18 protein-coding genes are annotated in these 13,382 nt (G+C 65.0%); all 18 read right to left on the bottom strand.

All coding sequences use genetic code 11. The features are described from left to right. Positions 1–6: 6 nt before the first annotated feature. Positions 7–3,561, bottom strand: coding sequence for a phage tail length tape measure family protein (locus LJF27_RS24895; protein ID WP_147719724.1), 3,555 nt, complete (start codon positions 3,559–3,561; stop codon positions 7–9). A 2-nt stretch (positions 3,562–3,563) separates the two neighbouring features. After that, complete coding sequence (locus LJF27_RS30405) at positions 3,564–3,692, bottom strand: hypothetical protein (protein WP_015972878.1); 129 nt, start codon at positions 3,690–3,692, stop codon at positions 3,564–3,566. Continuing rightward, a complete protein-coding gene (locus LJF27_RS24890; protein ID WP_015994832.1) occupies positions 3,692–4,177 on the bottom strand; it encodes a DUF6631 family protein in 486 nt (161 codons plus the stop codon). Before LJF27_RS24890 ends, LJF27_RS30405 begins: the two co-directional genes overlap by 1 nt. Positions 4,178–4,180: 3 nt before the next feature. Next, positions 4,181–4,951 carry a hypothetical protein gene (locus LJF27_RS24885; protein WP_003137261.1) on the bottom strand — a complete coding sequence of 257 codons (771 nt, stop codon included), beginning with the start codon at positions 4,949–4,951 and terminating at the stop codon, positions 4,181–4,183. Between the two features lie 32 nt (positions 4,952–4,983). Next, the gene (locus LJF27_RS24880; protein ID WP_003099460.1) at positions 4,984–5,163 is read right to left on the bottom strand and encodes a DUF7210 family protein; all 180 of its coding nucleotides are present in this window, start codon (positions 5,161–5,163) and stop codon (positions 4,984–4,986) included. Further along, complete coding sequence (locus tag LJF27_RS24875) at positions 5,151–5,630, bottom strand: phage tail terminator protein (protein ID WP_012613797.1); 480 nt, start codon at positions 5,628–5,630, stop codon at positions 5,151–5,153. Before LJF27_RS24875 ends, LJF27_RS24880 begins: the two co-directional genes overlap by 13 nt. Continuing rightward, complete coding sequence (locus LJF27_RS24870) at positions 5,627–6,043, bottom strand: gp436 family protein (protein WP_015972874.1); 417 nt, start codon at positions 6,041–6,043, stop codon at positions 5,627–5,629. Before LJF27_RS24870 ends, LJF27_RS24875 begins: the two co-directional genes overlap by 4 nt. Continuing rightward, entirely contained in the window at positions 6,040–6,216 is a 177-nt protein-coding gene (locus LJF27_RS24865; protein ID WP_012613796.1) for a hypothetical protein, read from the bottom strand. The genes LJF27_RS24870 and LJF27_RS24865 overlap by 4 nt, the downstream gene beginning before the upstream one ends. Positions 6,217–6,278: 62 nt before the next feature. Beyond that, positions 6,279–6,581 (bottom strand): HI1506-related protein, encoded by a 303-nt coding sequence (locus tag LJF27_RS24860; RefSeq protein ID WP_015994824.1) that lies wholly within the window; start codon positions 6,579–6,581, stop codon positions 6,279–6,281. A gap of 11 nt (positions 6,582–6,592) precedes the next feature. Then, positions 6,593–7,501, bottom strand: coding sequence for a Mu-like prophage major head subunit gpT family protein (locus LJF27_RS24855; protein ID WP_015994823.1), 909 nt, complete (start codon positions 7,499–7,501; stop codon positions 6,593–6,595). Between the two features lie 27 nt (positions 7,502–7,528). Next, a complete protein-coding gene (locus LJF27_RS24850) occupies positions 7,529–7,927 on the bottom strand; it encodes a hypothetical protein (protein ID WP_012613793.1) in 399 nt (132 codons plus the stop codon). Positions 7,928–7,936: 9 nt separating this feature from the next. Continuing rightward, positions 7,937–9,043 (bottom strand): phage protease, encoded by a 1,107-nt coding sequence (locus LJF27_RS24845; RefSeq protein WP_050396499.1) that lies wholly within the window; start codon positions 9,041–9,043, stop codon positions 7,937–7,939. A gap of 218 nt (positions 9,044–9,261) precedes the next feature. Continuing rightward, positions 9,262–9,483, bottom strand: coding sequence for a winged helix-turn-helix domain-containing protein (locus LJF27_RS24840; RefSeq protein ID WP_039026731.1), 222 nt, complete (start codon positions 9,481–9,483; stop codon positions 9,262–9,264). Further along, positions 9,473–9,631, bottom strand: a complete 159-nt coding sequence (locus LJF27_RS24835) for a hypothetical protein (RefSeq protein WP_162836647.1) — start codon at positions 9,629–9,631, stop codon at positions 9,473–9,475. Before LJF27_RS24835 ends, LJF27_RS24840 begins: the two co-directional genes overlap by 11 nt. A 5-nt stretch (positions 9,632–9,636) precedes the next feature. Beyond that, complete coding sequence (gene acrF2, locus LJF27_RS24830; RefSeq protein ID WP_015972868.1) at positions 9,637–9,909, bottom strand: anti-CRISPR protein AcrF2; 273 nt, start codon at positions 9,907–9,909, stop codon at positions 9,637–9,639. 130 nt (positions 9,910–10,039) lie between these two features. Then, on the bottom strand, positions 10,040–10,507 hold the full coding sequence (locus LJF27_RS24825) for a phage virion morphogenesis protein (RefSeq protein ID WP_126117183.1): 468 nt from the start codon (positions 10,505–10,507) through the stop codon (positions 10,040–10,042). Next, positions 10,507–11,793 (bottom strand): phage minor head protein, encoded by a 1,287-nt coding sequence (locus LJF27_RS24820; protein WP_126117182.1) that lies wholly within the window; start codon positions 11,791–11,793, stop codon positions 10,507–10,509. The genes LJF27_RS24825 and LJF27_RS24820 overlap by 1 nt, the downstream gene beginning before the upstream one ends. Then, the gene (locus LJF27_RS24815; protein ID WP_126117181.1) at positions 11,793–13,379 is read right to left on the bottom strand and encodes a DUF935 domain-containing protein; all 1,587 of its coding nucleotides are present in this window, start codon (positions 13,377–13,379) and stop codon (positions 11,793–11,795) included. Before LJF27_RS24815 ends, LJF27_RS24820 begins: the two co-directional genes overlap by 1 nt. Between the last annotated feature and the right edge of the window lie 3 nt (positions 13,380–13,382).

Here is a 13,382-nt window from a genome sequence, read left to right as displayed (position 1 = left end):
GGACTCCTAGATAATCTGCTTGACGGCCTGGCGGTTCTTGTTCAGCCAGACCAAGAAGTGTTCGCCGCCTTTGCCGGCCCACATCTCGGCCGCCATCTGGTCGGGGTCTTGAACGGCATGGAGGTGGACCGCGTTGTTCACTGCGGTGCTGAAATTCTTGGACGGCTCCTGTATCTGAGCGGCGCCCATGCTTGGGCGTGGCAGGGATGGCGCGGGAATGCCGGCGACGCCTCCGGTGGCGTGGCGGACGGCTCCCGCCCAGTCATGGAGCGCAGCCCATCCGCGTTGGTTGATGTCCAGCAGCAGCGGAGTAAGCCCTGGCTGCATAGCGGATGCCGACCGGATTACGACCTCATTGTTGGATAGCCAGGCCGGTATGCTGTCGCTGGTGGGTGTGCCTGGTCCCTGGACCTGGCCGCCACCCGCGAAGCCGAAAATGCTGGTGATCGAAGACAACCAGCCACTCCCGCCACCAGCCACTCCAGCGGCCCCAGCAGCTCCCGCAGCGCCGCTCACCCCACTGACACCATTGGCGGCGGCCAGCGAGGCGGCAGCGGCCTGGATAGCGGCGGCGCCGCTCAGGAGCGTGCCGCCAGCAGTCGCCAGGGCGCCGGCCGAAGCGGATACAGCCGAGGCGCCGACCGTCAGCCCCTGGGCGCCGCCATCGGTGCCACCGCCCAGGCCAAGCCCGGAAAGCAGAGACGCCCCCAACTGGCGGGTCGCCATCCTGGCCACGTCGCCAATCATGGTGCGGACGAAGTCATCCAGCGACGCCTTGCCAGTCATCACGAAATTAACGACGGCATCCTCCAGACCGGAGAAGGCGTTACTAAACAGTTCGTAGGTCTGGCCCGCAACGTCCCTGGCGGAGTCGATGTAGTCAGCGAACGCCGACGTCGCCCCGTTGACCCAGTTGCCCTGGGCGGACTGAAGGTCGGCGTAGTTGCGTTGCAGCTGCTGGGTCATCGCGGCATGGTTCGCTTCCAGCGCCCTGAGCTTGTCGTTGTACTCGTCTAGGCTCATGCCTCGCGAGCCGTCACCATACTGGCTCGCCAGGTCCAGGCGCTGCTGCGCGAATCGGTCGTCAAGGCTGCCACGCTGATCGAACAGGCGGCGCTGTTGCGCGCCCATGCCCACTGCAGCGGCGGCACGTTGACCCTGGAGGGCCAGCGCATCCTGTTGTTGCTGGAGCGCATCGCTGTAGGCCTTGACTGCCTGGGCCTGCTTCTTCAGGCGCCCCTGTTCGTTGAGCTGGAGGACTTCCAGGTCGGCGTCGGCCTTCTTCTGCGCCTTGACCATGTTGTTCCTGGCCTCGGCGATCTTCTGGTCCAAACTGATGCGCTGGGCCGCCGTGGTGGAACTTTTGTCGCGCAGCGCCTCCAGCGCCTGGATTTCCCCCTCATAGGCTGCGGTGACCTGGTCCTTGTTCTGGCTGATCAGCTCGCCGCGCTGCGCGACATAGTCCGCATAGCTCAGCAGGCCGGCGCGCTGCTGCGCCTGGAGCTTCTGCTCGGCGTTCCTGAAATCGGTTTGCAACTGGTCCAGGCGGTTCTTCGCCTCGGTGACGCTGGACTGGTCGAGAGGCGTAGACGGTCCTTTCGGGGTTTTCGGGTCTTTGTACTTCTGATCGATGGCCTTGCGAGCGGCGGCGATATTTTCCGGCCGCAGGCGTTCGTCGTTCGGGTTAGCCGCCTGGATCGCGGCAATGCTCCGGTCCAGCTCCCTGTTGAGCTTGTCGCGCTTTTCCTTGTTGGTGCGCACCGACTCCAGCAGCTTGTCCATGCTCTGCTGGCCGCGTATTGCCTCGTCCTCCAGGTAGCGATCCAGGCGCGCCTTCTGCGCCTTCTCGCCCTCGTCCTGGATTTCCTGGAGGGCATCGGTGAATTGCTTCCCGCGCTCGTCGTCCGACATCGAGCTGCGCTGATACGCCTTGCGTAACTCGTTGAACCAGCCCAACGGGCCGAAGATAGCCCCGCTGGCCACAGCGCGCCCCGGCTGGAAGGCCTGCCCCTTGGTCAGTTGCTCCAGGCGTTCCTCGGGTGTCTCCGTCCGGCCCACGCCGAGCATTTCGTCCCAGGCGCCCTTGGCCACCCCGGCAACGGTCTTCCAAGCGGTTTCCAGGGTGCCCAGGTTCTCGACGATCTGGCTCGCCCGCTCGTCCATTGCCTGGCTATAGGCATCCATGGCCAGCTGGGCGGCACCCAGCGAATCGCCTTGCTGATCGAGGGCGGCTATCTGCTCGTAAACCGAGGCGGTCAGGTAGTGATATTTCTCGTTGAGCTGCTGCGAGGCTTTGACCGGTTCGTCGGCCAGCTTGGAGAACTCGGCGACCGTATCCGAAACAGCCTTGCCGGTCGCTTCCTGCATCGCGATGGAGGTAGTGGCAACCTGCTCGATCTGGTCAACCGTGAACTTGCCGGTCGCGGTGATTTCCGACAGTACCGCCACGGCCTCATACTGAGTGCCGTTCGCCCTGGCGAGTGACGCCGCCATGGCGGACAGTTGCCCGGCGGTGGTGCCGGCATAGTTGCCGGTCAGGACGATGGCCTTGTTCAGCTCGTCCGCCTCTGAGCTGCCTTTCTCATATGCCAGAGCCAGCGCCACGCCCGCAGCGGCCACCGCCGCGCCGATGACTATAAAGGCGCTACCTGCTCCGCTGAGGCCTACCATAGCCGTCTTGGCGTTGTTGGCCGACGCTGCGGCAGCGTCCGCCCCTCGGGCGATGTCGTCCAGGCCGTCGCTAGCGTTACTCGCGATCCCGAAGAACGATTTGACCTGGTCGCCCAGCGCTTGGAACGTCGCGCCGACGCCACCGAAACTGTCCTTGATCTGCCCGCCTTGCTGGATGGCAACCATCCACAGCGGCATCCCGCTAGCCAGGCTGGTGACAACGTCGGTGATCTGCGCCGGCAACTGCCGCATGGCCTGGCGGTACTGACCTGCCGAAATGCCGGCCACGGCCATGGCGTCAGACGTGCCGAGCAGGCGGTCCCGTTGCTCCTGGAGCTTGGCGTTGTAGGTCGTAAAGACGTCCGGGTCGATACCTCGACCCTTGGCAGCATTCAGGCGCGCCTGGAGGCTGTCGAGCTTCTCCAGCTCGCGAGTGACCGGGTCGATGGCCGCGAGCAGTTTGCCCAGCTCGGCCTGCTGCCGGTCGAACTCGGCGGTCGCTTTCGCCGCTGCCTCGGCCGCTCGTTGCTCGGCTGCAACCTGCTGTTCGCGGGCGCGCTCGGCGTTGTGGTAGGCATTCATCGACGCCGATTGAGCGCGGGCGCTTTCCTGCCATCCGCTGGTGGCTGCCCGCGTGGCGGTGTTCATCCGATCTGAACTTTCCGCCAGCGCGTCCAGCGCTTCCCGCTGTTGCAGGGACGCGGCGACCATCGCCTTGATCCGGGCCGCCTGCTGGTCGGCCGTCTCCCCCAAACCGGACAGCTCCCGGCCAGCCTGGCTGGCATGGTCACCAGCGGCCTGGATCGAGTTGGACAGTTCCTCGACCTGGTCCGCACCCTGCTGAAGGTCAGCGCGGATGCGCAGGGCTAATACAAGGTCCTGGTCGGCCACGTTCAATTACTCATGAGCTGATCATAGGCGGCAATCGCTACAGAGCCCCCGGCGAAGCCATGGTTGACCGCCATCAGCTCGCGGGCTTGCTGGCGGCCCTTTTCTGCCTCGGCTTCGCGGAAGAACAGCATTAGCTGTCGCTCGGTGTAGCGGCCGAGCTGGTCGCGCTGGTGTCCTGCTGCGACGAGGCAGGCGAAGACTCGACCCCACGTTGTTGGCGGGCTTGAGCCACTACTATCGGGCGCCACAGGCGGCGGGCGAAAAAACCCTGGTTGGCTGCCCACCAGACCAGCATCAGGGACTCACCGTCGCTTGGACGGAGCGACCGGACCCAGCCATCCGCCTTGCCACAGCTCACGGCAATCAACGGTAGAACGAGCTTCCAGTGCTCCGTCAGCACGTCCAGCGCAATGGTCGCGCCCTCGACTCCTTCGAGGTGTTCACGCGGCACCTGGAGAAACGCCTCGGCAATGGCCTTGAGGGCCGCGTGGTGGGTGAGCTGCTCTTCGAAGGTCAGCTCGCGGACAACCAGGTCCTCGCCCCCGACCGTCAAACGGCGGTCGGGGAACAGAACTTCCAGGCTGTCATCGACGGGGGTGTCGTTCGGCTTCTTCATGACTCACCCCAGCTGAATAATGCGGCCGAAGCGGCCAAGGTCGCCGGTATCCGGCTTGCTGGTGTCCAGCAGGATTCCGCCGCTGATCTGCATGCCGGCGACGGTGTTGCCGTCGCTGATCAATGCCAGCTCCTGGAGCGGGTCGGTCGCGACCTTGTACAGCTCGACGATGACCGGCGCGCCGCCTTCGGCCAAGTTGATGCCCTTATAGCGCAGGGCAACGGTCGGCTGCGGCGCGGTGAACATGCCCACCTGCTTGGTGGCGGCGTACTCATAGGCCGCTTTGAACGGCTGGGTCGGGGCCGGCGTCGGCAGACCCAGCAGTTGGACCTCGCCGTAGGCGCCATCGGCTCGCAGGGCGTAATACTGCGGGTCGAGGGGCGCCGGGCTGCTCGCGCTGTCGGTGATGACCAGTTCGCTGACGCCGAAATTGGCCAAGCGGATCACATCGCCAGCCACCAGGTCGGCGGGGAGTACCTCGCCCGTCACGGAGCCCGCCGCCTTGGCCACGACCTTGCCATAGAGGGTAAGCGCCAGGTTGTCCGGGCCGATGCTGTGCAGGGTGATGTTGACGGTGGCGGTCTTGCCGATAGGGAAGCTGCGTACCAGGGCTTTCTGGCCACTGTAGCTTTCCTTGTGCTCGACCTTCTCGACTGCGAGCTGGATGCTCATGGCCGAGACATCTTGAATCCAGCGCCATTTGCCGAGAACGCCGTTGACGATAGGCGCGGCGTCAATCTCACCTTGCCCGTAGAAATACGTTTCCTGTGCCATGTGAGGCCTCCGTAGGAATCAGATGTTGCGCGTTACTTGTCGCGTTTCTCGTCGGCCTTGGGCTCGGCGGGAATCTTGGTGATCAATTGACGGCGCAGCAGAAACTCGGCATCGGCGCGACTGACTTCGATCTCGTCGCCCTGCGCCACCGGCTTGCCGGCATGGGTGTGATTGGGTTTCTCGGCGGTGATGGTGACTTTTACGGTTTCCATGACTTGAGCCTCGGGAAGACAAAGTTGGCGGTGAACACCAGCGGGAAATAGAAGAACCCGTTGCTGTAGCTGACTGGCGAAGCCTGCGGGCTGCGGGCCAGCGGGCTGACGCCCTGATCAGGAACCCAGCCGGTCAGTGCCTTGAGCAGCTGGCCGAGCAGCGGGCCGGCTTCGCGCCGGGCGCCCTGGCCGTCGCCCTGGGCGTCGGCGTAGTACAACGTCAGCACGGCTGCCCAGTGCTGGGTGACCGTCTGAATCGCCCGACTGCCGCCCTGGTGCGACGCCCCGGTGCCGATCTCGTCGCCCAGGTAGACGACATAGACGCAAGGCGAGCCCTGGCGCTGTTCGTCGAGGGTGGCCAGATCGGGGATGCCCGAAACGTCCTGAAGGCCGGGCACCTCGGCGCGGATGCGCTCGACCAGGAGCGTCTCCAGGAACAGGTAATCGAACGGCTCGGCAGTGCTCACCAGGTGCCCCCGAAATCGTTGCGTTGCGAACTGATTTGAACGGTATTGGCAATGGGCGCCGGGGTGCCGGAGCTGGTCAAGGCCAGGCTGAGCTTCCCGGAGGAAATGCCGCCCAGCAGCTTCCGCTTGCGCTCGGCATCCAGGATCGCGGGGTGGTCGTCCTTGACCTGGGTGTGCAGGTTGGCAAATGCCAGCACGCACGCTACGCGCTTCAGCACCACAGGCACCTGGGCCAGCGGCAGCTGGTAGCGGGCGTGCAGGTGGAGATCGATCTCCGCGTCCGCATCGGCGATAGCCTGGGCCACGACCGCCGGATCGATGGTCGTGGCGGGTTTATTGACGCGGTCGCTCAGCTGGCGGATGGACGCCTCGCCGTACTGCTCGACCAGGTCGGCCTGGGTGCAATAGCTCACTGTTGCTGCTCCTGGTGCTCCAGGACGTCGATGGCGCTATGGCACTCGGCAGCGACCCGGCGATCCAGCTCGGCCTGGGCGAGGTCGCCCTGGGCTTCGATGATCGGAGCATTGTGCTCGGCGTTCTGCGCGGCGATGGTCAGTTGACTGATGGCCAGGGTGTGGTCGCTCATGTCGAACTCCTGATGAATAGGTGGCCATCCGTGGCCAGGGGCGGTCCCTCTGCTGGGGTGGGTTATTCCTGGGTGTCGTTGTCCGACGCGGGCGGCTCACCCTCGCCGCCGACGTCGTCCGGCAGGAACTCGCAGGACTCGACGCGCAGCTGGGGCTCTTCCTTGAGGGCCTTGAGCTGCGCCTCGGTCAGGGCGGACAGGGCGATTCCGATTCCTTCGCTGGTGAACGCGAAGCCAGCACGCCGGAAGGTCGGCGGATAGCTGCGCACGAAGATGCCCTCGACGCTCTGCTGGGCTTCATCGCCCGCCGCCTGGCGGGCCAGCCTGGCGGTCGGCTTGGCGGTAGTTGCGGCTTTGCGTGCCATGAGCTGCCCCCTTATGCGCCAGTGCCGGTGGAGCCATAGGCCAGCTGCCAGAAGCCGTAACCGGCAGCAGCGCGGGCTTCGGCGCCGAACTTCAGCTTGCGCAGGTTGAAGACGTCATCCGAATCCAGGTTGACCTGGGAAACGAATTCCGGCTGCTTCCTGGGCTGGAAGATGAACGGTTTTACCGGCTTGGTGGTGTCCAGCAGGAACCAGGCGGTGTCGGACTCGATACGCCCGTCCACTACCAGCTCAGCAGTGCCGACGTAGGGGTTCGGGGTGTTGTCCGCGAGCTTCGGGTTGGTGAGCAGCATCTTCGCCACGTCTTCCAGCGCCGGGCCGACCAGGAGCACGTTGGGGGAGACGTTGAGGGAACGTCCTTCCTCGTCTTTGAACTTCTTCATCGCAGTGCGAGCAGCGCCATAACCTGCCTTCGCCGCCGCCTGGCTGGCGTTGGAAAGCGGAGCGGTGCCCTTGTTGCTCACCGAGGCATCACCGACAGGGTGATCCGTGTCGATGAAATACTGGCCGTCGAAACAGGGCTTGGTGAAGGCGCCGTTGACCGCTTCATAGACCAGCTCGTCCGGGAGCTGAGCCGCCGAGTAACCGGCCATCTTCGCCTGGGGCGAGTAGATGCCGATTTGGTCGTCCTCGATGTCGTTGCGGTCCACCTCGACGGTGGCCTCGAAGTCCTCGTTCTCGACAACGTACTTGTAGGCTTTCAGGTTCTTGATCACCTTCGCGCCGATCCAGCGGCGCATCTTCGGAAAGGTGCTCAACCACTTGTAATCGTTGCTGCTGGTGTTGCTCGGCACTTCCATGGCGATCTTCTGCCAGGTGGTGGGGGCCGCCGCGAAGGCGTTGTTGAAGATGGTTTTGATCGCGACGAATGCCGCGTTGAGACTCTGCTTGTTGATCAGCATGTGTCCGGTTCTCCGTTGGTGAGCCTGTTATTCCACCCACACGCCGTCCGGTTCGACGCCGATGATGCGGCCGGCCGGGGAGCGGGTTTCGGTGCCGTCCGTGGCGGCGACGGTCTGGTCGTCCACGATGTAGGCGGGTTTCATCAGGTGCGCCTGGGTGACGCTGCCGTCGTTCGCCCACTTGAAGGCGTTCAGGCGGCGCACACGGACGACCTTGGCGCCGTCCGCGCCATTGCGGTTGTCCACGTATTCCTCAGCGCGACCCAGGTAGGTCAGGCCGGTGGCGGTGCTGCCGCCTACGGCGAACCCGGTAGCGTTCGCCACGACGATGGCGCCGGCGAAGACCTGGACGTTAGCCGCTACCGGCACGCCAATGACTTCGGCGTCCTGGAGCGGGGTGTTGCGGTCGGTGGTCAGGGCGGTCATAGCGCCTCCTTACTGGCCTTTCAGGGTCTTGAGGTAATCCTCCGGCTTGATCTGCATAGCCGAGCAAACCGCGAGGGCGGCCTCGTCCAGCTGGTCAACCGAGGTAGGCACCGAGGTACGCCCGGCGCTCTGCTGTTGGGTCAGGGCGGCGATGGGCTTGGCCTGGCCCAGGTAGTTCTTCAAGCCAGCCAAGTCCTTGGCGCCGTATTCACGCGCCCAGGGCTCCATGGACGGAATGAGTCGGCCCTCCTGGATGGCGCTGTTGATCAGGCCGTCCAGCTCGCCGCCGTTGATGCGAGAGGTCAGCTCCGCGACCTGGCCCTGGAGCTGGGCGACGGCCTCAACGGGCACATACTTCGCCGGGTCAGGGTTACCGGGAGCGGCGACCTTCAGTTGGGCGGTGGCGGCGGCGATCTGCTCGACGTCGGCGTCCTTGGCCAGGCCGAGGGTTTCGCGCAGCTTGGCCAGGTTGGTGGCCTGGGCGTCCAGGGCCGGCTTAAGGGCGGTCAGGGCCGCAATGGCCTCTGCCTCGGTCGTGCCTTCTTTCAGCGACAGGGCCGCGATGATGGCTTTCAGGAGTTCATCCACAGGGGTTTCCTCGTCGGGGTGGTAGAGGCCAAAGGTCGCGGCCGCTCGGCGTGCGAGGGGCTCCAGACCGTCGATGGCGGGGTCATTTGTCATTGCGCCCATGAGGATGGAGAGGACCGTGCCGTCCGGGGCGTAGCTGAAGACGGGGCTGAAGTAGAGGTACTCGCCGTCCTCGATCAGCTTCGCGGCGCGGGCGGTGTATTCGACACGCCCCCACAGGCCGGAGCCTTCGCGCCATTCGAAGTCCAGGAAGCGGCCGGCAGCGGGCGCAGGCTGGCCGTTCTGCTCTTTCTTGAGGGTCTGGTGCTCGTAGTCCAGGACGGGCGGGGTCTTGCGCGACCGTGCGCGCTCGATCACTGCGGCGGCACTGGCGGCATCGATCCGCCAGCCCGGCACATCCATAGGGCGCCCATCCATGGGCCAGAACTCACCGGCAGGCGTAACTTGAATCCAGGCGCTGCCGTCCTCCAGCTTGGGGAGCTGGAACGAGCAGGCGGCGATGGCAACGTGTAGGCGGTTCTTCTTCATGCCGCCATGGTGGCGACGGTCGAGCGCGGCGGTTACGGGAAGGGGTTCAACGACTGCGGAAACCGTCCGGCGCCATCTTTTGGCCAATCCCTGGCACGCGGATGGCGATGGAACGATTTCTAACGGGGTTCTAACGGGGTTAACGCACCGACTCTGATGCGAGGTAGCGGCTAACCCCGTTTCGGCGCGTGTAGCGCGTTTGCGGGCGGATCAGGTGATCACGCAGATGGCGGGTCGTTCGCCAGGCACTCCAGGGCGAACTGGACGGTATACGGCGCGGGACGGTAGCCCTCCTTGACGTCCTCGCTCAGGTAATAGCGCATCACCCTGTCACTGAGGCCGAGCAGCTCGGCTGCGCGCCGCTGGCTGATGCCAGCTTTCTTGAGCAGCCCGCGCAGGTAGCGCGGGTCTGGATTGTGGTTGGAGGCGTCAGGCTTCAGCACCGAATGCCTCGACTTGCATGGCGACCTTCTCCTCGGTGGAGAGGGCCTGGAATTCCTCTTCGGTCATTTCTGCGTTGGGGTCCATGTACTCGCCCCACAGGCGGAAGTCTTCAGCGATTTGTTCGTATGTGTGCTGGGTGCTCATGACTTTCACTCCTCCTCGACCGATTCAAGCAGACGCTCGATCTCCGACGCTTCGGCGGAGCGAGCTTCGTCGTCCAGCCAGTCCGCATAGCCTTTGATGCTGTCTGCGTCGTCGGCATCCATCGCGTACTGGGTAGTGCCCGACTGGATCAGGACGCTGTTGTCGTCGAACGTGTACTTGGTATAGCCCTCGCCATCCCATACCTGATCTTTAGCGATAGCGATGGCTTCGGCGGCTTCGCACGCTGCGACAGTATCTTTGTGCTGCTGAGCGATCATTTGTGCGGTCTTAGTCATGGTGTCTCTCCTTGGGTTCGCCTCGCCGTTGTGGCTGGCATGACGCTAGATTAGGCACATTGTGCCTAATGCGCAATAGGCACAATGTGCCGCTTGTCCGAATTCATTTCCCCTAACGCCCCTGGGATAGAGCAGCTAGAAGGACGTCCAGGACCGCATCGCGGGCGCTTGGCTTGAGCTGGCCGTTTCTGAGGACCGGGAGATACGGGCGCGCAGGGATCGTCACCTTGCGACCCCGCCCAGCCTGACCGCCCAACTGCTGGATAGCTGCGTAGCTCAGATTGGAGCCGATCTGCGCCTGGTCACGGTCAGCGCGGGTTGTGATCGAGCGCGCTAGGGCGTTGGTGACCTGGAGAATCGGATGCGCGCCGCGCCCCTTTGCCTCTCGCGCTGCAACGGTAATGGGGCTCAACTGGGGCCATCCCGGCCCCTCGTCCATGAATGCAAACTCCGTCTCGGCCAGCAGCTCAGCAGCGATGCCGCGCATCAGCGGCAGAGTGTCGGTTACCGCCGCGTAGAGCGCCGCCAGGCGCTCCTGGACCTCGCGGTCCACCAGTTCCAGCTCGATGCGATTGGCCATTAGCGAACCCTCCTGTAACGGCCCAGGGCGAGCCCGTCGTCGATGCTTTCCATCGTCACCTCTGTAACCTGGCTGATGTTCTCCATTTGGCCCGGCCCATAGACGCCACCGCGCAGCCGAACCGCCAGGGTAGAGTCGCCGTCCTGGACGACATAGACCAAGGACTCGCTGCCACGCTCCCACAGCACCATGGCGGGCTGGGCCAGGCGCTGCGGCAGGTTCGCCAACTGCTCGCGAGCGACCGGACTGTTACGGATCACGGTGTCGCTGGCCGATACCACGCCAGCCTGGAGCTGGGCGCCTTGGGCAGCCGCGTAGGTGATATCGGTCGGATCGAGGACGCCGACCGACATCGTCTGTCCCTGGGGCGACGTGGAGCGGTCCACAAACGCCTTCCAGGCGCGCTGGCGTACCGGGTCCAGGAGCACGCCCTGGACCTCGCCGAGGGCGGCAGGCGCTCCCAGCGTGCGCTCGGCCTTGTTGTACAGCACCTGGTCCATCAGGGCGCTCTGTATCGGGCTGCCGTCGAACCCGGCATCGGGACGAAATTGGATCTTCCGACCGGCCCGGTCGGTCGTCTCCAGGGTGGTCAAGGTCTGCTCCCGAATCTCCCCCGTCCGCTTGTCTACGCCCGTCTCGACGGTCACCTGGCCCGTCTTGCCGACGCTGGATTCGACCGTCAGACCACGGCGACGCACAGCGGCCGCCGTCAACGGAACGATTCGGCACCGGCAGTTGTAGCCATTCGGCGGCATGATGTGCTGCCAGATCGGGTCGTCCCAGCGGAACACCTTGCCATGTAGCGCCGCATGGCTGGGCCGGGTGACGCTGTCCATGACGGCCACATACATCCAGTAAGGGTGAGTTTCCCTGGCCTCGTATGCGGCGGCATAGCGCCCGGCCATGTAGGCCGACTGCATGTTGGTCTGGTAGATCGTTTCCAGCCGGCGCGGGCTGCCGAGCTGGGCGACCTCGGCCCCGCCGTCCGGCGCAACCACTATCTGACGTCCCCACCAGCCCTTGGCCTCCAGGATCGGCCGCAGGTTGCGCTGGAAGTCGCGCAGCGTTCCGCCACGCTCCAGGTTATCGACCAGGGCGTCGCGGATGTCCTGGAGCACGTCCAGGCGTGCCGCCTTGGCCACCGTCAGCGCTCGGGCATGGGTGGCCGCGTCAACATCGTGCCAGTTCCAGGTAATGGCGAATCCCTTGCGCTCCAGGTACTCAATGGCGGCCTCCGGCCGCATGGCGAAGATGGCCCGCAGATCGGCCTCGGTTGGCGTTGCCATCAGTCGATCCGATCCAACGTGCCATTGAGCCGGCCCCAGGTGTCGGCCACGAACAGCAACCGATGGAGGGCATCCGCCAGGGCGCTATCGTCCATATCCGGGAATGCCTCGGCCAGCGCGCCGAGCAGCTCTGCCTCGCTACCCCCGCGGCTGATCACATCCAGGAGCGGCGCGACCAGGCTATCGGCCTGGTTTTGCATGTCCTGGGCCGGCAGGCTGGCCAGCACCTGGTCCAGCGCTTCCTGATCGCGGTAGCGTGGTCCAATCACCTGGGCCAGCGCAGCGACGCGAGGACCAGGGCGCCGGCTCAGTTGGGCGATGCCTGCGCCGGCCTGATCGACCAGGACTGCCTCGCCCTTGGCTGGCAGCGGGATTCCCAGCTGCTCCTGGACCCAGTTGACCGGAACCTGGACGCCCAGCTTGACCAGGGGCGGTAATGACGTTGCCATGGCGGCCAGGTCGGCCCGGTCCTTGAGGTCGAACACCAGGCGGGGGGCGCGGCGTGCGTCGAGGTTGCCGGAGCGGTTGAGGACCAGGAGGGGCCAGAGTAGGTCTCGGCTCAGCGTGGCGGCGAGCTGTCGGGCATCCGCCGCCAGAAGGTCATGGCGCACCTCGTTATGGACCTGCCCCAGGGCATAGGCACCACCGCCCGACTCGCTGGTCTGGCTGGTGAGCGTGCCGCCCAGGATGGCCTTCGACATTGAGTCATCGCACCAGCGCATCATGGCCATGAACGGCTCGGCCGAGCCTTTCGACGCTTCCTGGAACTCGATGGACATACTCTCGGGGATGATGCCTGCTGCGGCATGGCCGAGGCCGGTCACGGCCCGCAGCAGGGTCACCTTCTCTTCGTCCGGCGTGCCGGGCGGGTACTTCCCGAGCCGGATCGGCAGACCGTAGATTTCGAGCATTTCCGCCAGGTCGGCCGTGGAGTAGTGCTTGAACAGGTACGGCCAGGCCAGCACCCGGAATAACCCGCTACGCGCCACGTATCCCGAGCGCGAACGCGGCTTGTGCATGATCCAGCCGAACGGCTGGAGTACCTCGCCCGCGATGCTGTTATCGCGCAGGCGCAGCTCGTCCTGGTCGTCCGGGCTCAGTTGAAACCAGCTCTGAGGCCGGTGGTCGAAGGCCTGCGGCAGCCACTCCCGTCCCTGGAGGGACCAGTCCATCTCGATAGCGCTATAGCCGTGGCCGACGCCATCCATGCAATCGAGCATGAGGTCTTCAATGCCCTCCAGGTCGAGCAGCAGCTCGTGGAGATACTCCGCGTCGGCCTTCTCTGCGGCCGAGGCGTTGCGCGGCGGCTCGATGGTCCAGTCCAGGCCGAGGACAGCGCGCTTGCGCTTGCTCATTTCGGCGAACAGGTGGGCGTCGCGTTCCTCCATGTCCATGAACAGCTCGGCCTGAGCCTGGAGTTGACCCTGCTCGGCCTCGATCAAGATGCGAGCCAACTTAGCTGGGGTCAGCCCCTTGGCCGGGTGGTTGGCGAACTCTTTGGCCAGTCCCGTCAGGTGCGCGGTCTGCTGCTTGCGCAGCTGCTGGGTTCGAAGGGGGTTGCCGTAAATATCCACGATGGTGGCCATCGT

Source organism: Pseudomonas sp. 203-8 (assembly GCF_020708595.1).
In the GTDB taxonomy this organism is placed as follows: domain Bacteria; phylum Pseudomonadota; class Gammaproteobacteria; order Pseudomonadales; family Pseudomonadaceae; genus Pseudomonas; species Pseudomonas aeruginosa.
Note: the sequence above shows the minus strand (reverse complement) of the source record. Positions and strands in the feature narration are given on the sequence as shown.